Raw genomic sequence first — 25610 nt, 5'->3', positions numbered from 1 at the left:
CGGCACGCCTCGGGCGGTACCGTCGAGCCCGTGTTTCCTACCGTGCGTGAGGTGCTGGCCCTCGACCCGGTCCGGCACGGCGGCCCCCGGGTGGTCGCCGGCGCGGCCGGGCTGGACCGGCTCGTACGGTGGGTGCACGCCGCCGAGGTGCCGGACATCGCCGCCCTGCTCAGCGGGGGCGAACTGGTGCTCACCACCGGGATCGGCCTGCCCGGCGACGACGCCGGACTGCGCGCATTCATCGGCGAGCTGGCCGACGTCGGGGTTTCCGGGCTCCTGGTCGAGCTGGGCCGGCGCTATCCGGCGGCGGTACCCCGGGCGATGGTCAACGCGGCCGAGCGCCGCAACCTGCCGCTGGTCGAACTGTGCCGGGTGACGCCGTTCGTCCGGATCACCGAGGCGGTGCACGGGTTGATCGTCGACGCCCAGCTCGCCGAGCTGCGGGCGACGGAGGAGATCCACCAGCGGTTCACCGAACTCTCCGTCGAGGGCGCCGAGCCGGCCGAGGTGGTCCGGCAGGCCGCCGTACTGGCCGGCTGCCCGGTGATCCTGGAGAACCTCTCCCGGCAGGTGCTGGCGTACGACCCGGCGGGGGAGAGCGCCGAGCTGCTGCTGCGGGGCTGGGAGCAGCACTCCCGGCGGATCCGCCCGACCGGCCGGACCGGCTACGACCCGGACGCCGGCTGGCTCTACACCACCGTCGGCGCCCGGGGGCAGGACTGGGGGCGGCTGCTGCTGCGCTGGCCGACCGGTGAGCTGCCGGCCGGCGCGTCCGGCGGCCCGTCGACCCGGTTGACGATCCTGATCGAGCGGGCCGCCTCCACCCTGGCGCTGGGCCGGCTGATCCGGCGGGACGCCGAGGGGCTGGAGCGGCAGATCCACCGCACCCTGCTCACCGCGCTGCTCGACCACACCCGACCGGTCGACGAGGTGGCGCTGCGGTCCCGCGCCCTCGGCGTACCCCTGGACCGGCGGCACCTGGTCGGGGTCGTGGTCCGGTACCGCGCCGACGAGGCGGGCGCGGGCGCGGCGGCGGGTGGCCCGGCCGGGCAGGCCCGGCTGCGGGACCTGGCCGAGGCGGTCAGCCAGGCGCTCCGGGACGCCGAACTGAGCGGGCTGGCCAGCACCCTGGACGACCAGGCGGTCGGTGCCGTGCTGGCGCTGCGGGACGCCGGGGACGAGGAGCGCGCGCTGGCCGCCTTCGCGGCGGCCCTGGACCGGGTACGCCTGGACGCCGGCCCGACCGCCGGCCGGCCGTACGGCGCACCGGGCGCGGTGATCGTGGCGGCCGGCTCGGGTGTGGGCAGCGTACGGGAGGCCCGGCGCTCGCTGATCGAGGCCCGCCAGGTCGCCGACGCCGCCCGCCGGGGTCGACGGGACCTGCCGGTGTACCGGTTGCCCCAGGTCGGGCTGGCCGGGCTGCTGCACCTGCTCCGGGACGAGCCGAGGTTGCAGACCTTCGTCGAACGCGAACTCGGGCCGTTGCTGACCCACGACGCCGAACACCCCCGTGAGCAGTTGCTCGGCACGCTGCGCGGTTATCTGGAGAGCGGCCGGAACAAGTCGGCCGCCGCCGCCGCGGCGCACCTGTCCCGGCCGGCCTTCTACGAGCGGCTGGCCCGGATCTCCCGGATCCTCCGGGTCGACCTGGACTCGGTGGACGACTGCCTGTCGCTGCACGTCGCCCTGCTCGCCCTGGACGCCGTCCGGGACGGCTGACCGGCCACGCCGCCGCCCCGGCTCAGGAGATCGCGGTCAGCGCCTTGGCGTACGTCGGCGGGACGAAGTGCGGGCCGGCCGGGGTGAACACGTCGGTGGCGTTGGCGGCGGTCCAGGCTTCGGCCGGGATGGCGTCGAGCAGGGTGCGGAGCACGGCGGCGTCCCGCCAGTCCGGGTGCTCGGCGACCAGGCCGAGCGCCACCACCGACTCCTCGACCTCGCCGACGCACTCGAACGGCTTGTGCGCCTCGATGCCGAGCAGTTCGAGGTAGCCGGCGGACTGGGCCGGGTCGGCCAGCAGGTCGGCGCCGAAGATCTGCACCAGCCGGGCCCGGGGCATGAACGGGGCCAGCGCCAGGAAGATGAACCGGCACTTCGGGCAGTTTCCGCACCACCGGTCGCTGGGGTCGCTCAGCTTGAACGCGGCGTTACAGCTCGTCACCACGTCGTCGTACCGGCTGAACTGGGCGAAGAGCCGGGCGATGTGCAGCTCGGAGAGCTGCCGCAGCAGCGAGAAGTACGGCTCGGTCAGCCCGGCGTGCCCGGCCAGCGCCGCCCGGAGCAGGCCCTCCGCCTCGACCCCCTTGGACCACTGGTGGTTGACCTCGACGCCGTGCCAGACCAGGTTCGGGTCGGAGGCGGAGCGCTCGTTCGACATCACCACCGGGCCGAGCCCGTGCAGGACGGCGGTGGCGACCGCGATCAGCGAGTTGATCGCGGTGACCGGGATGTGCCCGTTGCGCGCCCCGGCCGCGTTCAGCGCGATCAGCGCCGGGTCGAGCCGGCGCCGGGCGGCCAGCGGAGTCAACCCGGAGGCCTCGTTGACGCTGACGATGATGTGGTTGGGGTTGACCGAGAACGGCACCGGGTCGAAGCCGGCCCGGCGCAGCGCCTCCAGGCTGACGATGGAGTCCTTGCCGCCGCCCACGGTGGAGAGCGGCCGGCGGTCCGAGTTGTCCCACCCGGCCGGCTCGGCGACCCGCCCGGGCGGCAGCTCCGGGGTCAGCTCCAGCACGTGCGGCAGGTCGTTGCGGTAGGCGTACTCGGCGAGGCCGGAGGTGTAGACGGCGGTGACCAGCGCGACGGCCTGCTCGCCCAGCGGCGCCGGCAGGACCAGCCGGGGCGGTGCGGCGGCCTTGTAGTAGCTCACCCCGGCGACCAGGTGCAACAGCTCCAGCACCCGGCCGAAGGTGGCCAGGGCCTCCGGCGACGGCGGGGTCGCAGGCTGCGGGAAGGTGATCCGCTCGGTGAACCGCAGCTCGCCGTCCGGGCCGGTCAGCGCGTATTCGAGGGCCGCCTCCCCGGTGGCCGGGTCGAAGGAGTGGGCCGGAAAGGAGAAGGCGTCCATCCGCCGGAGCTGTCCGTTGGGCACAGGCAATAGTAGTCCGCCCGGGTTGACGGCATGTCAATGTCCGGGCCCCGGTGCCCGACAGGGTGGCAGTTGCCCGGCGTCCCCGCGCGGTGGGAGCGTGCAGGAGTCCGCGTTCCCACCGCTGAGGGGTGTGAGAACCATGACCACCGACGAACTGCTGGCGCGGCACCGGGCCGTCATGCCGTCCTGGATGCCGCTGTACTACGCCGAGCCGATCGAGATCGTCGCCGGTTCCGGGCGCCGGGTCACCGACTCGCAGGGGCGCAGCTACCTGGACTTCTTCGGCGGCGTACTGACGAACATGCTCGGCTACGACGTCGCCGAGGTGAACGAGGCGGTGCGGCGCCAGCTCGGCACCGGGGTGGTGCACACCTCGACCCTCTACCTGATCCGCCAGCAGGTCGAGCTGGCCGAGAAGATCGCGGCGCTCTCCGGCATCCCGGACGCCCGGGTCTTCTTCACCAACTCCGGTACCGAGGCGAACGAGGCGGCGCTGCTGGTCGCCACCAACCACCGGCGGTCGAACCAGATCCTGGCGGTGCGGAACAGCTACCACGGCCGGTCGTACGCGGCGATGGGGATCACCGGGCACCGGAGCTGGTCGGCGAGCAGCCTCAACCCGCTCCAGGTGAGCTGGCTGCACTCCGGTGACCGGCTGCGCGGCCTGCTGGCCCGGCTCGGCCCGGACGAGTACGTGGAGGCGGCCGTCGACGACCTGCGCGAGGTGCTGGCCACCCAGACCAGCGGGGAGGTTGCCTGCCTGATCGCCGAGCCGATCCAGGGGGTGGGCGGGTTCGTGGCCCCGCCGGACGGGCTGTTCGGCGCGTACAAGAAGGTACTCGACGAGTCCGGCATCCTGCTCATCTCCGACGAGGTGCAGACCGGCTGGGGGCGTACCGGGGAGCACTTCTGGGGCTACCAGGCGCACGGGGTCACGCCGGACCTGCTCACCTTCGCCAAGGGCATCGGCAACGGCTTCGCCCTGGCCGGGGTGGTGGGCCGGGCCGAGGTGCTGAACGAGGTGCACGCGGTCTCGTTCTCCACCTTCGGCGGCAACCCGATCTCGACGGCGGCCGGCAACGCCGTCCTGGACTACCTCCTGGAGCACGACCTCCAGGCCAACGCCGCCCGGGTCGGCGCGGTACTGCTCACCGGGCTGCGCGAGCTGGCCGACCGGCACGCCGTCGTCGGAGAGGTACGCGGCAAGGGGCTGATGCTCGGCGTCGAGTTCGTCCGGCCCGGCACCACCGAGCCCGATCCGGCGGCCACCGTCCGGGTCTTCGAGGAGTGCCGGCGGGGCGGCCTGCTGGTCGGCAAGGGCGGCCTCTACGGCAACGTACTGCGGATGGGCCCGCCGCTGACCCTGACCGAGTCCGAGGCCCGGGAGGCGCTGGCGATCCTGGCCGGGGCCGTCGCGCTCGCCGACACCGAGGCGAGGGCGGTGGCCGATCCGGCGGGTTAGCGGGACGGCCGGTCGGTCCGGGGCGGGACGGGTACCGAGCGGAGCAGCCGGAGCAGGCCCGCTCCGGAGAGGTACGCGACGAGGGCGCCGGCGGGCAGGCCGAGCAGGTACTCGCCACTCTTCGGGGCGACGCTGTTGCTGAACAGCCCGACCACGGTCGCGGCGAAGCCGAGCACGACGATCAGCAGCCGAGGCAGCGGGCGGGCGAGCGTACGGCACAGTGCCGCCGGCAACCAGTGGGGCCGGGTGGCCGGGCGGCGGGAGCCGCGCAGCTCGATCCGGCCGAAGACGGCGACCAGCACCGCCAGTACCACGGCCAGCATGATCTCCCAGGGGATCCGCCAGAGCCACCAGGCGGTGCTGCCGACCGGCGGGGTGGGCAGCGCGCCGAGCGCGTCCAGCGCGCCGGCCAGCAGGATCACGGCGGTCAGGTGCCAGAGGAAGATGGTCAGCACCACCGAGTTCACCGCGACCACCAGCGTCCAGGGGCTCCTCCGGTGCAGCCACCGCTCGGCCGGGGCGCGGAGCAGCATGATCAGTCCGAGTTGCGCGGTGGCCAGGGCGAGCAGGGCCAGGCTCGGCGGGGACATGTTCTGGATCCGCTGGTCCGGTTGGTTGATCATGCTGGTCGGGTACGGGCCGACCAGGGTCAGCAGCAGCAGCGCGGTCAGCCCGACCACCAGCAGCGGCCAGCCCACCCGGGGACGCATCGGCAGGCTGCCGGTCCGCCAGGCGAACCCGACCTGGTGCATGGCGAGCCAGCCGAACAGGAAGTTGCCGTACCCGAGCCGGCTCTCGCCGAGCAGCCGGGCCAGGTCACCGAGGGCGAGCAGCCCGAGCAGCACCACCGGCACGACCAGGCCGTACCGCTGGTGCAGGGCGTACGTCACCGGGGTCAGCAGCACCACGCAGAGGTACGCGGAGAGGAACCAGAGCGGCACCGTGGCGTACCAGACGACCTCGCGGACCTGGGTCGGGCCGGCGCCGAGCAGCCGGGCGCCCAGGGCGGCGAGGGCGAGCAGCACCAGTAGCACGGTGGTGGGCCGGATCAGCCGCCCGCTACGGTCGGTCAGCCAGCCACCGGCGTCGCCGCCCCGCCGCCGGTGGCTGTCCAGGGAGGCGGCGTTGGCGTAGCCGCCGACCAGGAAGAACAGCGGCATGACCTGGAAGAACCAGGTGCCCGGTCGGGCCCAGGTGATGTCCTCCAGGGCGTTGTGGCCGCGCAGCCGCCCCGCGTCGTCGTTGTCGAGGACGGCGATCAGCCAGTGCCCGAGCACCACCAGGGTGATCGCCACCGCGCGGAGCAGGTCGACATAGCGCTCGCGCTGGGCGGGCGTGCGGCCGGCGATCTCCCGCAGCCGGCGCATGTGGCCAGGCTATCTACTCCGTCGGCCCGCCGACGCGCTATGCGCCAACCCGGGTGGATTGCCGGTCCGTAACGGTTCGGCCGCCGGGGCTTGCTGCCGGCACCCTCTTCCGTAAGAATCCTTCAGTAACTTTATGTTAAGTGAAGACAAGCACCAGTATGTCGAAACGCTCGCACCTGTCGGCGCGGCACCACCCCGCACCACCGGTCGACGGCACGCCGCCGACCGGCACCAACACCAGCACCGCCAGTGCCACCGACCCGATGACCCCGAGCCTCGTTGGCGGGCGCCGCCCCAACCGGCTGCGGCGTCCACCTGGACCGGATCCGAGGAGAAGCTATGAAGAGGCGTGACATCCTCCGTCGTACCGCCGCGGCCGGCCTGCTGGCCGTCCCCGCCACCGGCCTGCTGACCGGTTGCGCCCTCGGCGGCGGCGACGACAACAGCGGCGGCGAGTCGCTCGAAGGCACGAAGAGTGAGCAGAACCCACTCGGCGTCAAGGAGGATGCGCCGCTCGAGGTGGTCATCTTCAATGGTGGTTTTGGTGAAGAGTATGCCAAAGCCCACCAGGCGATGTACACCGGGAAATATCCAAAGGCGACGATCAAGCACTCCGCCACGCAGGAGATCAACAAGACCCTCCAGCCCCGGTTCGTCGACGGCACTCCGCCGGACGTGGTGAACAACTCCGGCGCCGGTCAGATCGACTTCAACGGCCTGGTCTCGCAGGGCGCCCTGGCCGACCTCAGCGAGCTGCTCGACGCGCCCAGCCTCGACATCCCGGGCAAGAAGGTCCGGGACACCCTGCTGCCGGGCGTGGTCGACGTCGGGTCGTACGACGGCAAGTTCCTGGTGCTCAGCTACGCGTACACCGCGTACGGCATCTGGTACTCCAGCAAGCTGTTCAGCGACCGCGGCTGGCAGTACGGCAAGACCTGGGACGACCACATCGCGCTGTGCCGGCAGATCAAGGCCGCCGGCATCGCCCCCTGGACGTACGCCGGCAAGCACCCCCGGTACATGAGCTGGCCGGTCATCTCGATGGCGATCAAGTTCGGCGGCCCGGACGTGGCGAAGGCGATCGACAACCTGGAGCCGAACGCCTGGAAGTCCGAGCCGATGAAGATGGCGGCGGACGCCTGGTACCAGATCGTCAAGGACGGCTTCATCATGCCCGGCAGCCCCGGTCTCGACCACGTGCAGTCGCAGACCGAGTGGTGCCGGGGCAAGGCCGCCTTCATCTCCTGCGGCTCCTGGCTGGAGAGCGAGCAGGCCAAGGTCACCCCGGCCGGCTTCAACATGACCGTCGCGCCGACGCCCAGCCTCGGCGCGGGCGACAAGCTGCCGTTCGAGGCGATGCGCGGCACCGCCAGCGAGCCGTTCATCGTGCCGGCCAAGGCCAAGAACCGGGCCGGTGGTCTGGAATACCTGCGCACCATGCTCTCGATGAAGGGCGCCCAGGACTTCACCAAGAAGGTCTCCAGCCTGAGCGTGGTGGCCGGCGCCACCCAGGGCGCGCAGCTCCCGTTCGGGCTGAGCAGCGTGGTCAAGGCGCTGGACGCCTCCGGCAGCAACGGCTTCAACTGGGTCTACAACAACTACTACCGGAAGCTGGAGCGCGAGCTGGTCGACGCGGCCTGCGGCGAGTTCTTCAGCGGCCGGACCACCCCGGCCGAGTTCCTGGACCAGTGCCAGAAGGGCGCCGACCAGATCGCCGGAGACAGCAGCATCAAGAAGTACAAGCGCCAGTAGGTCGTCGGGTGACGTCGTGGGGGTCGGCCGGTGTGGTCGGCCCCTCCGGCGCGATCGTCGCGGGGAAGGTCTTCCCGCGTGGAGTGGGCAGGATGTCGGTCCCGTGAAACATGGCAAGTATCCGCTGATCATCACCTTCCTGGTGCCGCCGCTGCTGTTGTACGGCATCTTCGTGCTCTCGCCGTACCTCCAGGCGTTCCAGATTTCCACCACCAACTGGCTGGGCTACTCGGCCAGCGCCGACTACGTCGGGCTGGAGAACTTCGCCACCCTGTTGCGCGACGGCGCGCTGTGGAACGCGGTCAAGAACAACGCGATCCTGCTGGTGCTGCTGCCGGTGCTCACCATCGGGCTGGGGATCTTCTTCGCCAGCATGCTCAACATGGGCGGCCGGCGCGGCACCGCCGGGGTGGTCGGGGTACGCGGCTCCGGCGCGTACAAGCTGGTCTACTTCTTCCCGCAGGTGCTCTCCGTGGTGATCATCGCGCTGCTCTGGAAGGAGGTCTACCACCCCAACAACGGGCTGCTCAACGCCACGCTGCGCGGGATCGGGCTGCCCGCGCCGACCTGGCTCGGCGACCCGCGTACCGCGTTCTGGGCGGTGCTGGCGGTGATGGTCTGGAGCAACGTCGGCTTCTACGTGGTGCTCTTCGGGGCGGCCATGCAGGCCATCCCGAAGGACATCTACGAGGCGGTGATGCTCGACGGCGCCTCCCGGTGGACCACGCTGACCAAGGTCACCATCCCGCTGCTCTGGGACACCGTGCAGGTCGCCTGGATCTACCTGGCCATCGCCGCGCTGGACGGCTTCATCCTGATCCAGCAGATGACCGACGGCGGGCCCAACCACTCCTCGGACGTGATCGGCCTGCGGATGTACAACACGGCGTTCGGCAGCGAGACCAAGTTCGGGTACGCCTCGGCGATCGGCGTGGTGATGTTCTTCCTGACCCTGTCGGTGGCGGTACTGGCGCTGCGCGCCAGCCGCCGGGACCGAATCGAGTACTCGTGACGACCGTCGACACCACCGAGTCGGCCCCGCCCGCCGCCGGCGCCGACGGCCGGACCGGGGCCGACGACCGGGCACCCCGCCGCGAGCTGGGCGTGGTGAACGTCTTCTCGCACGGCTTCCTGCTGCTCTGGGCGCTGCTGACCACGCTGCCGCTGCTCTGGGTCTTCCTCAGCTCGTTCAAGAGCGACGGCGAGATCCTCAGCGACCCGTGGGGGCTGCCCGGCGCGCTGCGCTTCGAGAACTGGGCGCGGGCCTGGACCGAGGCCCGGATCGGGCAGTACTTCCTGAACAGCGCCATCGTGGTGGCCGGCTCGCTGACCCTGACGATGCTCTTCGGCGCCACCGCCGCGTACGTCTTCGCCCGCTACGAGTTCCGGTTCCGGCAGGTCTTCTACTACCTGTTCGTCGGCGGCATGATGTTTCCGGTCTTCCTCGCCCTGGTGCCGCTCTTCTTCGTGGTCCGCAACGCCGGGCTCTTCAACACCTGGACCGGGCTGATCCTGGTCTACGCCGCCTACTCGCTGCCGTTCACGGTCTTCTTCCTCTCCGCGTTCTTCCGGACCCTGCCGACCTCGGTCGCCGAGGCGGCGCTGATCGACGGCTGCGGGCACTTCCGGCTCTTCTTCCGGGTGATGCTGCCGATGGCCCGCCCGGGCCTGGTCAGCATCGGCATCTTCAACTTCCTCAGCCAGTGGAACCAGTTCATCCTGCCCCAGGTGCTGATGCAGGGGGACGAGTCGAAATGGGTGCTCGCGCAGGGGCTCGCGGCGCTGGCGGTCAGCCAGGGCTACCAGGGCGACTTCAGCGGGTTGTTCGCCGGGCTCACCCTCGGGATGCTGCCGGTGCTGGCGGTCTACGTGCTGTTCCAGCGCCAGATCCAGTCCGGGCTGACCGCCGGCCAGTTGAAGTAGGACCGACGGACTCCGGCCTGGCCGGGAAAGTGCCCGGGTCAGGCTTCGGCCGGCCCGAGCAGCCGGCGGTGCAGCTCGGCCGGGTCGGTGAGCTCGGGCAGGTTCCGGGCGGCCAGCCAGGCGGCGCCGAGCGCACCGTCCCCGGCAGTGCGCAGCGGCGCCTGCGGCCAGCGCGCGGCCAGGGCCGGGCGTACCGCGTCGGTCAGCGGGGTGTCGCCGGTGAGCAGTCCGCCGCCGAGCACGATCGGGGTGCGTGCGTCCGCGGGCCGGATCCGGGCCACGTTGGCGACGAGCAGCCGGGCGGCTTCGGCGAGGATCGCTGCGGCGGCCGGGTCGCCGTCCCGATCGGCCCGGATCACCAGCGGGGCGAGCGCGGCCAGTTCGACGGCGGGACGCCGGGTCACCGTCTGGACCAGGGTGTCGACGGTGTCCCGGGGGCGGGCGGCGATCTGCGCCGAGCCGAGCAGTTCGGTGAGCACGAGGGTGCCGAGCGGGCCGGGCGGCCGGTGCCGGTCGAGGTCGGCCAGCGCGCGCCGGACGGCCTCCCGACCGAGCCAGAAGCCGCTGCCCGCGTCCCCGAGCAGCCAGCCGTGGCCGTCGGCTACCCGGTCCAACGCCATGTCGCGTACCTCGGCGGCGATCGCCCCGGTGCCGGCGATCAGGATCGTGCCGTCCGGCTCGGCGGTGCCCGAGGCGTACGCGATGAGGGCGTCGCCGAAGATCTCGTACCGGCAGCGCAGCCCGACCTCCTGCCAGGTCCGGTCGAAGGCGAACCGGCCGGCCGGATCGGCGAGCAGCCGGCCCGCTCCGGCCAGCCCGATGGCGCCGGCCCAGACCAGTCCCGGATCGATCTCGGCGAGGGCGTCGGTCAGCGCCACCCGGAGCTGTTCGGCAGCCCGGTCGGCGCCGTGGCTGGTCGGGTTGCCGCCGCCGCCCAGCCCGGCGCCGAGGCGTTCCCCGGCCAGCGTGACCACCGCGGCCCGGGTCGAGGTGCCGCCGATGTCGAGCCCCACCACAATGCCGTCGGACATGACCGGCAACCACCTTCCACCTGCGGAGTTGATCGGCGTCCATGCTGCTCGGTGCGGCTGTCCGGGGCAAGCGCGGATCGTCCGGCGCCAGGGCGGCCCAGGTAACAGTTTGAAAACTTCGCCCATCGTCTTGACAAGGAGGGGCTCTTAGTAAGAACTTTTACCACTAACAGTTAACTTCCTTTTCGGAAAGGCGTGCCCATGGTCGAGCAGGAGGCGGACACCATCGCGGGGACCGCGGTGGTCGACGCCGAGCCCGACCGCCGGGCCGCCGCCGGGCTCTCACCGGCGGACAGCGTGCTGGTCCGGGTCCGGTCCCGACTCACCGAGTTCACCGGTGCCCTGCAGCGGGTGGCCGAGCAGGTGCTCAGCGATCCGGCCGCCGCTGCCCGGGCCACCATCGTCGAGCTGGCGGAGCGCAGCGGCACGTCCCCGGCCACCGTCACCCGGTTCTGCCGGGCACTGGGCTTCGAGGGCTACGCCGACCTGCGGCTCGGCATCGCCGCCGAGACCGGCCGGGCGCACACCGCCGGCTGGACCGTCGACATCGGCCGGGAGATCCAGCCGACCGACCCGCTGGAGCGGGTGCTCGGCCAGATCATCGCGGCGGACACCCAGGCCATGCACGACACCGCCGCGCTGCTGGACCTGGCCGAGGTCGGGCGGGCCGCCGAGGCGATCGCCGGAGCCGCCCGGGTGAACATCTTCGGCGCCAGCGGCAGTGCGCTGGTCGGCGAGGAGATGCAGTTCAGCCTGCACCGCATCGGCGTGGCGGCGTGGGCCTGGAACGACGTACACGAGGGGTTGGCCGGGGCCGCGCTGCTCCGCAAGGGTGACGTCGCCCTGGGCATCTCGCACACCGGCCAGACCCGCGAGACCATCGAGACCCTCGCCGAGGCGGGCAGCCACGGCGCGACCACGGTCGCGCTGACCGGGTTCCCCCGGTCGCCGCTGGCCGAACTGGCCGACGTCGTACTGCTCACCGCCAGCCAGGCGACCACCTTCCGGCCGGACGCGCTCTCCGCCCGGCATCCGCAACTCGTCGTGCTCGACCTGCTCTACATCGCCGTCGCCCAACGCACCCACGACCGGGCCCACGCCGCGTTCCAGCGGACGGCCCGGGCGGTGGGCGGGCACAAGGCGACCAAGGAGGCGCGGCCGTGACACGCATCCGACACCGACCCGTCGGGGCGGAGGTACTCGTGTTCCGCCTCCGGCCCGATCGTCCCTGGCGGGGACGAGTAACCGCACCGCTGGCAGGTCCCGGTCATCCGGAGTCGTCCGGCTGGCCCGACCCGATTCTCAACTGAGGAGATGAAGATGTCCGCAACCTCCGACCACGCGTCGGACCGCGTTGATCCGTCGACCATGACCGGGCCGGACCTGCCGGCGGCGCTGGGCACCAGCCGCCGTACGGTGCTGCGCCGGGCCGCCGCGGCCGGGATGTTCGCCATCCCCGCCGCGGGCCTGCTCGGCGCCTGCGCCACCGGCGGTGACGACGAGGGCAGCACCGAGCAGGAGACCGGGGAGAAGAGCGCCACCAACCCGCTCGGCGTCAAGGAGGACGCCGCGCTGGAGGTGATCATCTTCAACGGTGGCTACGGCGAGAAGTACGCCACCGACGTGCACGAGAAGCTCTACCAGACCGCCTTCCCGAAGGCGCAGATCAAGCACCAGGCGACCCAGGCGGTCTCCACGGTGCTCCAGCCGCGGTTCACCGCCGGTGACCCGCCGGAGTTCGTCAACAACTCGGGCGAGAAGTTCCTCGACTTCGGTGCCCTGGTCAACGACAACCAGCTCCAGGACCTGACCGAGCTGTGGGACGCGCCGTCGGTCGACGACCCGAACAAGAAGGTCCGGGACACCGTCATCCCGGGCGTGGTCGAGCAGGGCATGTTCAATACCAAGGACGGGGCGCGCAAGCCCTTCGTGCTCTACTACGTCTCGACCGTCTACGGCATCTGGTACTCCGGCAAGCTCTTCAAGGACAACGGCTGGACCGTACCGACCACCTGGGCCGACTTCACCGCGCTCTGCGACAAGATCAAGGCCAAGGGCATCACCCCGTTCGGCTACGCCGGGGCGAACGCGGCGTACTACATGTGGAACGTGATCCTGACCCAGGCCGCCAAGGTCGGTGGTCCGGACGTGCTGAAGAGCATCGACAACCTGGAGCCGAACGCCTGGAAGGCCGACGCGGTGATCCAGTCCGCCAAGGCCTGGGCCGAGATCGGCGCCAAGTACGGCGACAAGAGCTTCGAGGGCCTCAAGCACACCGACGTGCAGCTACGGCAGAACCAGTACAAGCTCGCCTTCTACCCCAGCGGCGACTGGCTGGAGAACGAGCAGAAGAAGGACACGCCGGCCGGCTTCGAGTACCAGCTCATGCCGGTGCCGAGCCTGACCGCTGGGGACAAGCTGCCGGCCGGTGCGATCCGGGCGGCCGGCGGCGAGGGGTACTTCGTCTCGGCCAAGAGCAAGAACCCGCGCGGCGGCATGGAGTACATGCGGCAGATGCTCTCCAAGGCGGGTGCCCGGGGCTTCACCGAGACCGTCGGTGCGGCCACCGTGGTGCCGGCCGGCAGCGAGGGCTACTCGTTCCCGCCCGGCGTGGCCAGCTCGCAGGCCGCGCTGAAGGCGGCCGGGGCGAACGTGTTCAACATGATGTTCGACAACTGGTACAAGGAGCTGGACACTGAGGCCCGGACGGCGACCAACGAACTGATGTTCGGCCGCGCCACCGCCGAGCAGTGGGCCGAGCGGATCCAGAAGCGCGCGGACGCCATCAAGGCCGACAGCAGCGTCGCCAAGTTCTCGCGCTGATTGACCGGAATGGAGTGATCATGCGGCAGGGCAAGTACCCGTTCGTGATCGGCTTTCTCTTCCTGCCGGTCACGCTCTACTCGATCTTCGTGATCGCGCCGTACGCCCAGGCGTTCCAGCTCGCGATGACGAACTGGCGGGGCATCGGCACGCCGGAGTGGATCGGGTTCGAGAACTTCCAGCGGCTGTTCAACGACACGGCCTTCTGGAAGGCGGTCCAGCACCACGGGATAATCCTGCTCGCCCTGCCGCTGATCACCATCGCCATCGCGCTGTTCTTCGCCTTCATGCTGAACGTCGGCGGCGGCAGCAGGGGCGGGCAGCGGGTCGGGGTCCGGGGGTCCGCCTTCTACCGGGTGGTCTTCTTCTTCCCCCAGGTCCTGGCGGTGGCGGTCATCGCGGTGCTGTTCCAGATGGTCTACCGGCCGGACGAGTCCGGCCTGATCAACGGCGTGCTGACGAAGATCGGGCTGGAGCCGGTCTTCTTCATGATCAACCCGAACCTCGCCCTCTGGTCGATCATCGCGGTGCTGGTCTGGCAGAGCGTCGGCTTCTACGTGGTGCTCTTCTCGGCCGGCATGGCGTCCATCCCGACCGAGATCTACGAGGCCGCCGAGATCGACGGGGCCACGAAGGTCACCCTCTTCTTCCGGGTCACCCTCCCGCTGCTCTGGGACACCCTCCAGGTGGCCTGGGTCTATCTGGGCATCGCGGCGTTCGACTGCTTCGCCATCGTCGCGGTGCTCTCCATCGACAGCGGCGGCCCGGACGGGGCCACCACGGTGCTCGCGATGGAGATCTACCGCAACGCCTTCACCTACGGCCGGGCCGGCTACGCCTCGGCGATGGGGGTGGCGCTGTTCTTCCTGACCATCACGTTCGCGGCGCTGATGCTGCGGGTGTCCAAGCGGGAGAGCATCGAGTACTGAGATGGGACCCCAGATGACGACAGAGACCGAGCGCCCGGTGATCCGGCCGGGGGAAGGCAAGCTGGCCGGCGCGGCCGGCAAGGGCCGCGACCGTAAGGTCAGGTCCGAGGTACGACTGCTGTCCAGCCTGGGCCACGTCGCCCTGGTGGTCTGGGCGGTGATCGTGATCGTCCCGATCCTCTGGACCTTCCTGGCCTCGTTCAAGAACACGGCGGAGATCTTCAGCAGCCCGTGGACGCTTCCGGCGGAGCTGCGCTGGGAGAACTGGGGCCGCGCCTGGACCCAGGCCCGGGTCGGGAAGTTCTTCGTCAACAGCGTGATCGTGGTCTCCTGCGGCGTCTTCGGCACGATGCTGCTGGGTTCGATGGCCGCGTACGTGCTGGCCCGCTACAAGTTCGTCGGCAACCGGGTGATCTACTACCTCTTCGTCTCCGGGCTGGCCTTCCCGGTCTTCCTGGCCCTGGTGCCGCTCTTCTTCGTGGTGGAGAACCTCGGCCTGCTCAACTCGCACACCGGGCTGGTCCTGGTCTACATCGCGTACTCGCTGCCGTTCACGGTCTTCTTCCTGGCCGCGTTCTTCAAGACGCTGCCGACCTCGGTCGCCGAGGCGGGCATGATCGACGGCTGCTCGCACACCCGGCTCTTCTTCCAGGTGATGCTGCCGATGGCCAAGCCCGGCCTGATCAGCGTCGGGATCTTCAACATCATCGGGCAGTGGTCGCAGTACCAGTTGCCGCTGGTGCTGCTCTCCAACGCCGAGGACAAGTGGGTGCTCACCCAGGGCATCGCCGACATCTCGGTCAACGCCGGTTACGAGGCGGACTGGTCCGGGCTGTTCGCCGCGCTGACCATGGCGATCCTGCCGATGATCCTGGTCTACGCGATCTTCCAGCGGCAGATCCAGTCCGGCCTCACCGCCGGCGCGGTCAAGTAGCGCGGCCCACCGGACGCGACACTCCCCGGCCGGCCGCGTACCGGCGGGCCGTCCCACCAGACCGGGCCCCGATCTCTCACGAGGAGATCGGGGCCCGCTTGCTGGACGACGGACCGGGCGGCGCCGGCGACGCGGGCCAGTCCCTGCATCGGAACGGGTACGCCGGCACCGCGCCGGTGCCGGTGCTCGGCCATCATGGACGGATGCCCCTGCTGGTGCCGCCAGTCCTGCCGGCCGACTCGCTGCGCACGATCCGCCAACCCCGGCTCACCGCCGGCGGCGGGCTGGCCCTGCGGCCGTGGCGGGTGGACGACGCCGCCACCGTGCGGGCCGCTTTCGACTGTCCGGAAATCCAGCGGTGGCATCTGCGCCGGTTGGACAGCGAGGACGAGGCGCGGGAGTGGACGGCGCAGTGGCCGGCCCGCTGGGCGGCGCAGACCGACGCGAGCTGGGCCGTGGTGGCGGAGCGGACCGGCGAGCCGCTCGGCCAGGTGGGGCTGCGCGAGATCCGGCTGGACCAGGCGTCGGCCGAGATCTCGTACTGGGTGCTGCCGGCCGCCCGCGGCCGGGGCCTCGCCGGCCGGGCGGTACGGGCAGTACAGGCGTGGGCCTTCGACCGCCTCGGGCTGCACCGGCTGGAGCTGCGGCACTCGACGGCGAACCGCGCGTCCTGCCGGGTGGCCGACAAGCTCGGGTTCGCGGTCGAGGGGACGCTGCGCGGCGCGTGGTGGCACGCGGACGGCTGGCACGACGTACACCTGCACGCCCGGCTGCGCGACGAGGGCGACCGCGTGGCGTGACCCGGCCGGCTGCCGGCTCCGCCGCGGCGTTGGCGGGCGCCCTGGCGACGGCCGGTGACATGACGACGGGTGGCCCCTATGCTACTGAATGGAGTGAGGTTCGTCGCTCCGACGACCGCACCGCCCGCGTCACCGGCATTGAGGGGGAACCCGTCGTGGCCCATGCCGCACCCGTCGAGGCCCAGCAGACGTCTACCGACCTGACCGCGATCCTGCGTACCCCGCTGCGCCAGCTCTCCGCCGACCAGGTCCGCCCCGTCGTACGGCGGATCGTCGACGACCGCGAGCACGCCGAGGCCGTCGACGTGGCAGCGTTCCAATCGTCGATCTGATCGCGTGAGGCCCACCGCGCGAGGCCACTCCGACGTACGGCCGCGCGGGCTGAGCCAGTATGTCCTCAAGGTACACAGCCGGTGTGACCTGGCCTGCGACCACTGTTACGTCTACCAGCACGCGGACCAGAGCTGGCGCGAGCGGCCTCGGGAGATCGCCCCGGAGACCGTGCGGGCCGCCGCCACCCGGATCGCCGAGCACGCCCGGGAGCACGGACTCCGGCGGATCCATCTGGTGCTGCACGGCGGTGAGCCGCTGCTGCTCGGCCCGGTCAGGCTGGCGGCGGTGCTGAACCGGCTGCGCGCCACCATCGAGCCGGTGGCCGAGCTCGACCTGCGGATGCAGTCCAACGGGGTGCTGCTGACCCCGCGCCTGTGCGACCTGTTCGCGGCGCACGGCGTACGGGTCGGGATCTCGCTCGACGGCGACGCCGCCGCCAACGACCGGCACCGGCGCTTCGCGGGCGGGGCGAGCAGCCATGCGCCGGTACGCCGGGCGCTGGCCCTGCTGCGCCGCCCGGAATACCGCCACAGCTACGCGGGCATCCTCTGCACCATCGACGTGCGCAACGACCCGATCCGGGTGTACGAGGCACTGCTGGCCGAGGCGCCGCCCCGGATCGACCTCCTGCTGCCGCATGCCACCTGGAACGCCCCGCCGTCGCGGCCCGATGGCACGGCGACCCCGTACGCCGACTGGCTGCTGCGCATCTACCGTCGGTGGGTCCGGGACGGCAGGCCGGTCGAGATCCGGCTCTTCGACTCGCTGCTCGCCACGGCGGCGGGTGGGCGCAGCGGCACCGAGTCGGTCGGGCTCGACCCGGCGGACCTCGCGGTGGTGGAGACGGACGGTGCCTGGGAACTGGCCGACTCGATGAAGACCGCGTACGACGGCGCTGCCGGGATCGGGCTGGATGTCTTCCAGCATCCAGCGGACGCCGTGCTCGCCCATCCGGAGTTCGTCGGCAGCCAACGGGGTCTGTCCGGGCTCTGCCGGACCTGCCGGCAGTGCCCCGTCGTCGCGCAGTGCGGCGGCGGGCTCCGGGCGCACCGTTACTCCGACGTCGGCGGATTCGACAATCCGTCCGTCTACTGTGCCGACCTGAAGGAGCTGATCATTTCGATCAACCGGGAAACGGCGACCGATGCGACGCCGGCCGGGGTGGCCGTCCCGACCGGCCCCGGCGGGGACCTGCTGCTCGACGGCCTGCCCACCGGCGATCTGCTCGAAGACCTCGGCGCCGGCCACGGCTCGATGACCAGCCTGCGGCGGCTCGCCGCCGCCCAGCTCGGATACGTCCGGGGGCTGTTGGTCGAGCTGGCCGACCGGGTCGCCGGTACCCCGACCGCCAGCGCCTGGGAGCTGCTCGCCCGGCTCGACGAGGAGGCGGCCGAGGCGGTGTCGGCGGTCCTCGCCCACCCCTACCTGCGGCGCTGGGCGCGGCAGTGCCTCGCGCACCGGGCCGGGAAGACCTCCGAGCGGGCGCACCTGGCCGGGGTGGCGGCAGCCGTGGCGATCCGGGCCGGCGTCGTCGCCGACCTCGAGGTGCCGGTCCGGTCCGGCCTGGTCCACCTGCCGGGCCTCGGTGCGCTCGCACTCGACGAACCGGGGGAGCGGAGCGCGCTGCTGTCCATCGCCGGTGGCGGTTTCACCGCCCGCGCCGGGCCCTCGGTCGTCGTCGTGCCGGCGGCCGGGCACGCGCCGCCGCCGGCCGCCTGGCGACCGGTACGCCGGGCCGGGCTGGACGGTTGGGAGATCCTCGTCGAGGATCTCGACCCGTACCGGGACTGCTACGAGTGGCCGGCGGCGGCTCGGCTCGACCCGGCGGCGCTGGCGTCCTGGCAGCGGTCGCTGGCCGCCGCGTGGGCCCGGATCCAGCGGGAGGTGCCCGGTCAGGCGCCGGGCCTGCGGGCCGGCCTGCGCGCCGTCACACCGTTGCGGACCGATCCCACCGGCCGGTTGCGCAGCGCCACCTCCCGGGACGCCTTCGGAGCGGTCGGCACCGTCGCCGCCGATCCCGACGCGCTGGCCGTGCTGCTGGTGCACGAGTTCCAGCACGTGAAGCTCGGCGCCCTGCTGGACCTCACCGTCCTGTTCGACCGGGCGTACCCGGGGCGGCTGCGCGTGCCGTGGCGGGACGCGCCGCGACCGCTGGAGGGGGCGCTCCAGGGCACCTACGCCCATCTGGCCATCGCCGACATCTGGCGGGCCCGGCCGGGCGCCGAGGCCGGGGAACACTACCGCCGGTACCACGGGTGGACGGCACGAGCGATCGACAGGCTCGCCGGGACCGGCGCCCTCACGGAGCACGGGCAACGGTTCGTCCGGCAGATGGGTGAGACCCTGCACTCCTGGCCCGATGAGCGCTGACCCGGCGACCCGCACCACGTACGCCGATCCCCGCCAGACCGAGCGGCTCGCCGCGGACCTGGCCGCGATCGGCGTACGACCCGGCCAGGATGTGCTGGTGCACTGCTCGATGCGGCGGATCGGGCCGGTGCCGGGCGGTCCGGCGACCCTGCTGGCCGCGCTGCGCCGGGTGGCTGGCCCGGAGGCGACGGTGGTCGTACCGGCGCAGACGGCCGGCAACTCCACGACCGGTCCCGCGTTCCGCGCCGCCACCGAGCGGCTGGACGCGGCGGGGCGGGCCGGGTACGAGGCCCGGATGCCCGGGTTCGACCCGGCGACCACGCCCTCGGAGGGGATGGGGGTCTTCGCCGAACACCTGCGCAGACAGCCGGGTGCGGCGCGCAGCGGGCACCCGATCACGTCTTTCGCCGCCCTCGGCCGGCGCGCGGTGGAGTTCACGCAGACCCACGACCTCGACTGTCACCTCGGGGAACGCTCCCCACTCGGCCGCCTCTACGACGCCGGCGCCGCCGTACTGCTGCTCGGCGTCGGTTACGACAGGTGCACCGCGCTGCACCTGGCCGAGTACCGTCCCGACGCCCGCCGGCCGGCGGGCCCGCCACCGGAGCGGGTGTACCGCTGCTACGTGCTGGCGAACGGCCGGCGGGAGCGGTGCGACTTCCGCGCGCCGGTGCTCGACATGAGCGACTTTCCCCGGATCGGTGCGGCGATCGAGACCAGTCTGCCGGTCGGTCGGGGCCCGGTCGGTGCCGCGGCGGCGCGGCTTCTGGATCTTCGCGCTACGGTCGATTTCGCGACAAGCTGGATGGCGGAGCACCGCCGACCGTAAAGCTGGATAGACCGGCCGGTACCCGTGTGCTTACCTTGGGCGACGGGTGTGGGGTGACGCATGGTCGACGGCAGGAGAGCGGCAGTTGGACGACGGCCGGGTGGTGGACGATCCACTCGCTCCACTGTTCTTTGTCAGCTACGCCGTCATCAAGCCGCCGCGGCGCACTCCCGGAGGCCGGCGGGAGGCCAACACCAATGCGCTGCGACTCTTCTCCGAGCTGTCGATTCACGTAAACGCCCTGGTGAGCCGGCCGACCGGCGCGGACCCCGGTTACATCGACCGGAACATGCGCGGCGGCGAGCGGTGGACCCCGGACCTGCTGGAGGCCGTCGGCACCTGCCAGGTCTTCGTCGCGTTGCTGTCTCCGGCCTATCTGGACAGTGAGTGGTGCGCGCGGGAGTGGAATCTCTTCGCCAGCCGCACCGTCGTACGCCGCGACGGCCGGCCCAGCAACGAGACCTGCATACTGCCGGTGAGTTGGACCCCGGCGGACTCCTGCGAGCCGCCGAACTATGTCCAGCGGTTCTCCCCGGACGGCACCCCGGACGAGGACCTGGTCCCGACCTATCACCAGGAGGGCCTCTACGGCCTGCTCTCGATGAAGGACCCGGCCAGCGACGTGGTGCTCTGGAAACTCGCGCAGCGCATCGTCGAACTGTCCCGATCGCACTGGGTCGAGCCGCGGGTCCTGACCACACCCGGCGGAATTGCCCGGAAGTTCTCCAGGAGGGGCACATGACCGGGAGCGGCGCGGCGGCAGCGGCGGCGATCGGCGACGGCACCTACTTCTTCCTCAGCTACGCCCACTCCGCGCCGATGCTCGAGGATCCCCGGCTCGATCCCGACAAGTGGGTGAAGGTCTTCTTCGACGACCTGTCGGCGGCGATCCGCAGCCGGATCTCCGCCGCCGACGGGCGGCAGGTCGGGTTCTTCGACGCACAGCTGCACTCCGGCGCGGACTGGGAGGAGGCGCTGACCGCGGCGCTCGGCAACACCCAGGTCTTCGTACCGCTCTACTCGCCCGCCTACCTCAGCAACTCCTGGCCGCTCGACGAACTGGAGTCGTTCCGCCGCCGGTTGAAGGCGTCCCCCATCGCCGAGAAATACCGGCACATCATCCCGGTGCTCTGGATCCCGCTGCCGTCCTGGGACCAGAGCGCCGAGACCCGCGAGGCGCTCGAACTCGCCGGCGACGTCCCCGGGTACGCGGAGAACGGCCTGCGGGCGCTCTGCATGCTCGCCAGCTACCGCGCCGCGTACCAGGAGATCCTGGGCCGGCTCGCGGCGGAGGTCACGCAGATCGCGCAGCGCTACCCGCTGCCGCCCTCCCGGGTGCCCAGGGTGGCCGAGGCGCAGCACACCTCCCTGGCGGACGCCCAGTTCGTGGTCGTCGTCGCCGCACCGACCGTGGCCGAGGCGCCGCCGGACCGGGAGCCCGGGGTCTACACCGAGCGGAGCGAGCAGTGGCGGCCGTTCGGGCAGGACCAGGCGCTACCCGCCGCGAAATACGTGGCCAGCACCGCCGAGCGGCTGGGGCTGGCCACCCACGTCACCAGCTTCGCGGACGCCGGTGACGCGATGGTCCGCTGCCCCTCGGTCCTGCTCATCGACCCGTGGGTGGTCAGCGACAGCGCCGGTGAACACGACCTGGCGCTCGTCCTCAAGCGCCTGCCCCGGTGGGTGATCCCGCTGGTGGTGCTGAACGAGGGCGATCCGCACACCGCGACCGTGGGCACCCGGTTCGCCGACCGGGTCGCCCGGATGCTCGGCGCGGCGAACCGGCCCCCCGCGAAGCGGGTCGGCCAGCTCCCGGAGTTCGTGCAGATCATGCCGGAGCTGGTGACCGAGGCACGCCGGCAGTACCTCAAGAACGCTCCCGTCCTTCCGCCGGACCGGCCCCGGGTCCGGCGCCCACAGCTCGGCCGCCCCGAACCGCCGGGCGATATCCCCGCAGGCACGGAAGAGGAACGATGACTGACGAACGCAACGGCCAGGTGGTCACGTTCTACTCGTTCAAGGGTGGCACCGGCCGGACCATGGCACTGGCCAACGTGGCCTGGATCCTCGCCGCGAACGGCAAGAAGGTCCTGGTCGCGGACTGGGATCTGGAATCGCCCGGCCTGCACCGGTTCTATCACCCGTTCATCGACCTGAGCGTGCTGGTCGGCACCGGCGGGGTCATCGACATGATCCGCGGGTTCGAGACCCAGGCCTCGGCGAAGGACGCCGACGGCGTACCGAAGATCCGGTTCCTGCCCGCGGGCTGGGAGGCGGAGTTCGCCCGGGTACAACACTTCGCCTTCTCGCTGAACTACACCTTCCCCGGCGGGGGCAGCCTCGACTTCCTCTCGGCGGGCCGGCAGAACCAGGACTACGCCGCCGGGATCAGCGGCCTGGACTGGGACGTCTTCTACGACGGACTGGGTGGGGCGGCGTTCATCGACGCGCTGCGCGAGGATATGCGGCGCAACTACGACTACACGCTGATCGACAGCCGGACCGGGCTGAGCGACGTGGCGAGCATCTGCACCATCCACCTGCCGGACGTGTTGGTCGACTGCTTCACCCTCAGCGACCAGGGAATCGAGGGCGCGGCGCGGGTCGCCCGGGACGTCACCAAGCGGTACGTCAACCGGCGGATCCGGGTGCTGCCGGCTCCGATGCGGGTCGACCCGGCCGAACAGGACAAGGCCAACGCCGGCCGCGCGCTCGCCATGCACCGGTTCGCGGGCCTGCCCGCCGGGCTGACCGAGGCCGACCGGCGTGACTACTGGGCCGAGGTCGAGGTCCCCTATGTGGCCTACTACGCGTACGAGGAGACGCTGGCGACGTTCGGCACCGACCGGGCGATGCTCTCGGCGTACGAGCGGCTGACCGCGGCCATCACGGAGGGCCAGGTCCGGTCGCTGCCCCGGATGGAGGACGTCCTGCGGGACCAGTTGCGGTCCCAGTTCGAGCGCAAGAGGTTCCTGCCGCAGGGCGAGATCCTGCTGCGGTACTCGCCGAAGGACCAGGTCTGGGCGGAGTGGATCGAGCGGGTACTCGGACCGGCCGGGATCGGCGCCGTCGACGTCTGGTCGAGGGAGGGGAGCCCGGGCCGGGACAGCTCGCCGATCCGGACGCTGACCATCGTCTCGACCGCCTACGCGGAGAGCGCGCTGGACTCCCTGCCACCGGCGGAGACCCCCGGTTCGGGTGCCCCGCTCGCGGTGTACGTCGACGACGTCAGGTCGCTGCCCGAGTTCCTGCCCGAAACGTCGGTCTTCCTGACCGGGGTCACGAAGGCGGGCGACGCGGTGGCGAGCCTGCTGCGGCTGGTCGGGCGGGTGGCGTCGGCCGCCGACGACGCCAACGCGGCGACCGTGGCCCGCTATCCGGGCGCCGGACCGGAGTTGCAGAAGACGCCGGTGGCCAACGTGCAGTTCACCGGGCGGGACGAGAATCTGCGCACGCTGCGGCAACTGCTCCGTTCCGGCACCAGCCGCGGTTACTCGCTGGTCGCGCTGCACGGGATGGGCGGGGTCGGCAAGAGCCAGATCGCCCTGGAGTACGTCCACCGGTTCCGGACGGCGTACGACCTGGTGTTCTGGATCGAGGCCGATCCGCAGATCTTCATCGACACCCAGCTGGTCGAGCTCGGTGAGCGGATGGGCCTGCCGGAGCAGGCGAACGTCCCGGCCGCCATTCGCCAGGTGCTCGACACGCTGGTCCGCGGCGACCGGTACCCGCGCTGGCTGCTGGTCTTCGACAACGTCGCCGACTACCGCGAGATCGAGGACTTCCTGCCGCAGGGCGGTCGGGGCCACATCATCATCACCGCCCGGGAGAAGACCTGGGAGGAGGGCGCGGAGACGATCGAGATCAGCCCGTTCAGCCGGGCCGAGAGCATCGAGCAGCTCCAGCGCCGGGCGCCCGACATCTCCCACCGGGACGCCGACCGGGTCGCCGAGGCGCTCGGTGACCTGCCGATCGCGCTGGCCCCCGCCGGTGCCTACCTCGCCGACAGTGGCATCACGGTGGACGACTACCTCGTGCAGCTGGCCGAGCAGGGCACCTCACTGGACACCTGGGGCCCGTCCCTGGACCGGCTCAAGCAGGACTCGCCGGGCGCCTACCGGCTGCTGGAAATCTGTTCGGTGCTGTCGGTGAAGGTCTCCATCGAGCTGCTCAACAGCAAGGGCATCGGGGAGCTGCTGCGGCAGGCCGATCCGTCGGTGCCGAGCCGGTCGGGCGCCGCGAAGCTGATCCAGCGGACCAACCGGTTGGCGCTGCTGCGGCTCGACACCCGCGCCCAGCAGATCGAGCTGCACCGGTTGCTGCGGGACGCCGTCCAGCGACGGATGACCGGCCAGGAGCAGCAGAGCATCCGGCAGCAGGTGATCAGTGCCCTGGCCGCGGCCCGGCCGGACAGCGATGTCGACGTGGCAGAGAACTGGGACCGCTTCCAGCTACTCTGGCCGCACCTGGAGGAGTCCGAGGAGGCCATGCAGGCGGCGCTCGACTCCGACGACCCGGCCGTGCTGGATCTGCTGGTCGAGCGGGTCCGCTACATCTGGCTGCGCGGCGTACTCCACCAGGCCCGCGAGCTGGCCGAGCGGATCCTGGCGGCGTGGACCGCCCGGATCGAGGAGAGCACCGATCCGGCCGTACCCGAGATGCTCCGTCCGCCACTGCTGCGGTTGCGGTTCAACTTCGGTAACATCCTGCGCTCCCAGGGCCACTTCAAGGACGCCCACGCGTACGACGAGATGACCCTCGCCGAGCAGCGGGAACTGCTCGGCGAGACGCACGCCGACGCGCTGATGACCGCCGGTGGCCTTGCCGGTGACCTGCGTGGTCTGGGCCGGTACGGCGAGGCGCTGGCCTTGGACCAGCAGACCCATCGGATGTGGTCGCGCGACTTCGGCGAGGACTTTCCGCGTACGCTCACCGCGCTGAACAACCTGGCCGCCTCGATGCGGCTGGCCGGCAACATCAGGGAGGCGCAGCGCCTCGACGACCAGGTGTTCGAGCGGCGCCGGGTAATGCTGGGCCGCAACAACCACTGGACGCTTGGTTCCGCCGTCAACCTGGCCCGTGACCTCAGGGAGACCGGCGACTACCAGCGGTCGCTGAGCCAGTCGCAGGAGGCTCTGGCGGGCTACCGGAGCCTGTCCGGGCCGAACGCGCTGGCCACGCTGACCGCACAGGTGAACCTGGCGGTGGCGCTGCGGACGGTCGGCCAGGCGGTCGAGGCGGGCCGGCTGCTCGACGCCGCGTACGACATGTTGCGGATGACGTTCGGCGACGACAGTCCCGACACGCTGGCGGCCCGGCTGAGCCGGGCGACGAACCGGCTGGCGTTGCACCAGGTCGCCGAGGCGGAGGAGGAGTTGCGAGCGGTGCAGGCGGCTTACCAGGAGCTGCTCGACACCCGCCACCCGCACATGCTGATCTGCGAGAACAACCTGTCGGTGGCGGCCCGGGCGCGCGGCGACCGGGAGGCCGCCCGCAGGTCGGCGCAGGCGGCCGTGAGCGGACTGGCCGAGATGCTGCACCCGGAGCATCCGTTCCTGCTCGCCGCCCAGATGAACCTGGCGGTCGGCAAGGCCGAGACCGGTGATCTCCCGGGTGCGCTCGAGTTGGTGGAGAACCTGCACAAGGTGATGCGTACGGCGCTCCTCCCCGAGCACCCGGACACGCTGCGCGGTGCGGCCAACCTGGCCCTGATCCGCAACCTGCGGGAGCCGGACTCCGGCTCGGAGGAGTTCGAGGCGGCCCTGGCGGAGTTGACCGAGCGGCTCGGCAGTAGCCATCCGGACGTGCGGACGCTGGGGCGGCGGACGCTGCTCGACCGGGTGCTGGATCCGCACCCGTTCTGATCGGCGGCCCTGCCCGACGGGGTGCGGGATCGACACCGATCTGATCTGCGGTCGCCGGTCACCGGTCGCGGAAGGGGTGTCGGACCCCGCCCGGCCGGGCCG

General features: G+C 71.5%; 19 protein-coding genes. 16 read left to right on the top strand and 3 right to left on the bottom strand.

The annotated features are described in order from the left end of the window. Positions 1 to 30: 30 nt before the first annotated feature. Positions 31 to 1719: a PucR family transcriptional regulator ligand-binding domain-containing protein gene (locus AAH979_RS16115; protein ID WP_346258910.1), complete on the top strand. Its 1689-nt coding sequence runs from the start codon at positions 31 to 33 to the stop codon at positions 1717 to 1719. A 22-nt stretch (positions 1720 to 1741) separates the two neighbouring features. On the opposite strand, the gene AAH979_RS16110 is transcribed toward AAH979_RS16115, so the two are convergent. After that, entirely contained in the window at positions 1742 to 3091 is a 1350-nt protein-coding gene (locus AAH979_RS16110) for a hypothetical protein (RefSeq protein ID WP_346259010.1), read from the bottom strand. Positions 3092 to 3230: 139 nt separating this feature from the next. On the opposite strand from AAH979_RS16110, the gene AAH979_RS16105 reads away from it, so the two are divergent. Beyond that, complete coding sequence (locus tag AAH979_RS16105) at positions 3231 to 4553, top strand: aspartate aminotransferase family protein (protein ID WP_346258909.1); 1323 nt, start codon at positions 3231 to 3233, stop codon at positions 4551 to 4553. Here AAH979_RS16105 and AAH979_RS16100 read toward each other — a convergent pair. Next, the gene (locus tag AAH979_RS16100; RefSeq protein WP_346258908.1) at positions 4550 to 5920 is read right to left on the bottom strand and encodes an acyltransferase; all 1371 of its coding nucleotides are present in this window, start codon (positions 5918 to 5920) and stop codon (positions 4550 to 4552) included. The two genes, AAH979_RS16105 and AAH979_RS16100, sit on opposite strands and share 4 nt — an antisense overlap. 339 nt (positions 5921 to 6259) lie before the next feature. Between AAH979_RS16100 and ngcE (AAH979_RS16095) the strand changes: the two genes are divergently transcribed. The 3 genes from ngcE (AAH979_RS16095) to AAH979_RS16085 all read left to right on the top strand — a co-directional run bounded on the left by ngcE (AAH979_RS16095) (position 6260) and on the right by AAH979_RS16085 (position 9595). Further along, positions 6260 to 7672, top strand: a complete 1413-nt coding sequence (gene ngcE / locus AAH979_RS16095) for an N-acetylglucosamine/diacetylchitobiose ABC transporter substrate-binding protein (RefSeq protein WP_346258907.1) — start codon at positions 6260 to 6262, stop codon at positions 7670 to 7672. Positions 7673 to 7775: 103 nt separating this feature from the next. Continuing rightward, positions 7776 to 8684 (top strand): sugar ABC transporter permease, encoded by a 909-nt coding sequence (locus AAH979_RS16090; protein WP_346258906.1) that lies wholly within the window; start codon positions 7776 to 7778, stop codon positions 8682 to 8684. 86 nt (positions 8685 to 8770) lie between these two features. Next, positions 8771 to 9595: a carbohydrate ABC transporter permease gene (locus AAH979_RS16085; RefSeq protein WP_346259009.1), complete on the top strand. Its 825-nt coding sequence runs from the start codon at positions 8771 to 8773 to the stop codon at positions 9593 to 9595. A 38-nt stretch (positions 9596 to 9633) separates the two neighbouring features. Here the strand turns inward: AAH979_RS16085 and AAH979_RS16080 are convergent, their stop codons facing one another. Continuing rightward, on the bottom strand, positions 9634 to 10626 hold the full coding sequence (locus AAH979_RS16080) for a BadF/BadG/BcrA/BcrD ATPase family protein (RefSeq protein WP_346258905.1): 993 nt from the start codon (positions 10624 to 10626) through the stop codon (positions 9634 to 9636). Positions 10627 to 10827: 201 nt separating this feature from the next. On the opposite strand from AAH979_RS16080, the gene AAH979_RS16075 reads away from it, so the two are divergent. The 11 genes from AAH979_RS16075 (at position 10828) to fxsT (ending at position 25508) form a co-directional block, all read left to right on the top strand. After that, positions 10828 to 11790: a MurR/RpiR family transcriptional regulator gene (locus tag AAH979_RS16075; RefSeq protein WP_346258904.1), complete on the top strand. Its 963-nt coding sequence runs from the start codon at positions 10828 to 10830 to the stop codon at positions 11788 to 11790. Between the two features lie 156 nt (positions 11791 to 11946). Then, entirely contained in the window at positions 11947 to 13449 is a 1503-nt protein-coding gene (gene ngcE / locus AAH979_RS16070) for an N-acetylglucosamine/diacetylchitobiose ABC transporter substrate-binding protein (protein ID WP_346258903.1), read from the top strand. 20 nt (positions 13450 to 13469) lie between these two features. Next, positions 13470 to 14378 carry a sugar ABC transporter permease gene (locus AAH979_RS16065; protein ID WP_346258902.1) on the top strand — a complete coding sequence of 303 codons (909 nt, stop codon included), beginning with the start codon at positions 13470 to 13472 and terminating at the stop codon, positions 14376 to 14378. 13 nt (positions 14379 to 14391) lie between these two features. Beyond that, the gene (locus tag AAH979_RS16060; protein WP_346258901.1) at positions 14392 to 15312 is read left to right on the top strand and encodes a carbohydrate ABC transporter permease; all 921 of its coding nucleotides are present in this window, start codon (positions 14392 to 14394) and stop codon (positions 15310 to 15312) included. 203 nt (positions 15313 to 15515) lie between these two features. Then, a complete protein-coding gene (locus AAH979_RS16055; protein WP_346259008.1) occupies positions 15516 to 16112 on the top strand; it encodes a GNAT family N-acetyltransferase in 597 nt (198 codons plus the stop codon). Between the two features lie 155 nt (positions 16113 to 16267). After that, the gene (locus tag AAH979_RS16050) at positions 16268 to 16444 is read left to right on the top strand and encodes a hypothetical protein (protein ID WP_346258900.1); all 177 of its coding nucleotides are present in this window, start codon (positions 16268 to 16270) and stop codon (positions 16442 to 16444) included. A 4-nt stretch (positions 16445 to 16448) separates the two neighbouring features. Further along, positions 16449 to 18815, top strand: a complete 2367-nt coding sequence (locus AAH979_RS16045) for an FxsB family cyclophane-forming radical SAM/SPASM peptide maturase (RefSeq protein ID WP_346258899.1) — start codon at positions 16449 to 16451, stop codon at positions 18813 to 18815. After that, a complete protein-coding gene (locus AAH979_RS16040; RefSeq protein ID WP_346258898.1) occupies positions 18805 to 19644 on the top strand; it encodes an AAC(3) family N-acetyltransferase in 840 nt (279 codons plus the stop codon). The genes AAH979_RS16045 and AAH979_RS16040 overlap by 11 nt, the downstream gene beginning before the upstream one ends. A 46-nt stretch (positions 19645 to 19690) precedes the next feature. Beyond that, on the top strand, positions 19691 to 20386 hold the full coding sequence (locus tag AAH979_RS16035) for a TIR-like protein FxsC (RefSeq protein WP_318399384.1): 696 nt from the start codon (positions 19691 to 19693) through the stop codon (positions 20384 to 20386). Beyond that, positions 20383 to 21621 (top strand): TIR-like protein FxsC, encoded by a 1239-nt coding sequence (locus AAH979_RS16030; protein WP_346258897.1) that lies wholly within the window; start codon positions 20383 to 20385, stop codon positions 21619 to 21621. Before AAH979_RS16035 ends, AAH979_RS16030 begins: the two co-directional genes overlap by 4 nt. Further along, positions 21618 to 25508 carry an FxSxx-COOH system tetratricopeptide repeat protein gene (fxsT, locus tag AAH979_RS16025; RefSeq protein ID WP_346258896.1) on the top strand — a complete coding sequence of 1297 codons (3891 nt, stop codon included), beginning with the start codon at positions 21618 to 21620 and terminating at the stop codon, positions 25506 to 25508. The genes AAH979_RS16030 and fxsT overlap by 4 nt, the downstream gene beginning before the upstream one ends. Positions 25509 to 25610: the final 102 nt, after the last annotated feature.

This window comes from Plantactinospora sp. ZYX-F-223 (genome assembly GCF_039649625.1).
In the GTDB taxonomy this organism is placed as follows: Bacteria; Actinomycetota; Actinomycetes; order Mycobacteriales; family Micromonosporaceae; genus Plantactinospora.
Note: the sequence above shows the minus strand (reverse complement) of the source record. Positions and strands in the feature narration are given on the sequence as shown.

Bases quoted from the DNA above. Each gene is read 5' to 3' on its own strand.
- AAH979_RS16105 (WP_346258909.1), top strand. From the start codon at position 3,231: ATGACCACCGACGAACTGCTGGCGCGGCACCGGGCCGTCATGCCGTCC.
- AAH979_RS16100 (WP_346258908.1), bottom strand. From the start codon at position 5,920: ATGCGCCGGCTGCGGGAGATCGCCGGCCGCACGCCCGCCCAGCGCGAG.
- ngcE (WP_346258907.1), top strand. From the start codon at position 6,260: ATGAAGAGGCGTGACATCCTCCGTCGTACCGCCGCGGCCGGCCTGCTG.
- AAH979_RS16080 (WP_346258905.1), bottom strand. From the start codon at position 10,626: ATGTCCGACGGCATTGTGGTGGGGCTCGACATCGGCGGCACCTCGACC.
- AAH979_RS16075 (WP_346258904.1), top strand. From the start codon at position 10,828: ATGGTCGAGCAGGAGGCGGACACCATCGCGGGGACCGCGGTGGTCGAC.
- ngcE (WP_346258903.1), top strand. From the start codon at position 11,947: ATGTCCGCAACCTCCGACCACGCGTCGGACCGCGTTGATCCGTCGACC.
- AAH979_RS16065 (WP_346258902.1), top strand. From the start codon at position 13,470: ATGCGGCAGGGCAAGTACCCGTTCGTGATCGGCTTTCTCTTCCTGCCG.
- AAH979_RS16060 (WP_346258901.1), top strand. From the start codon at position 14,392: ATGACGACAGAGACCGAGCGCCCGGTGATCCGGCCGGGGGAAGGCAAG.
- AAH979_RS16055 (WP_346259008.1), top strand. From the start codon at position 15,516: ATGCCCCTGCTGGTGCCGCCAGTCCTGCCGGCCGACTCGCTGCGCACG.
- AAH979_RS16040 (WP_346258898.1), top strand. From the start codon at position 18,805: ATGAGCGCTGACCCGGCGACCCGCACCACGTACGCCGATCCCCGCCAG.
- AAH979_RS16030 (WP_346258897.1), top strand. From the start codon at position 20,383: ATGACCGGGAGCGGCGCGGCGGCAGCGGCGGCGATCGGCGACGGCACC.
- fxsT (WP_346258896.1), top strand. From the start codon at position 21,618: ATGACTGACGAACGCAACGGCCAGGTGGTCACGTTCTACTCGTTCAAG.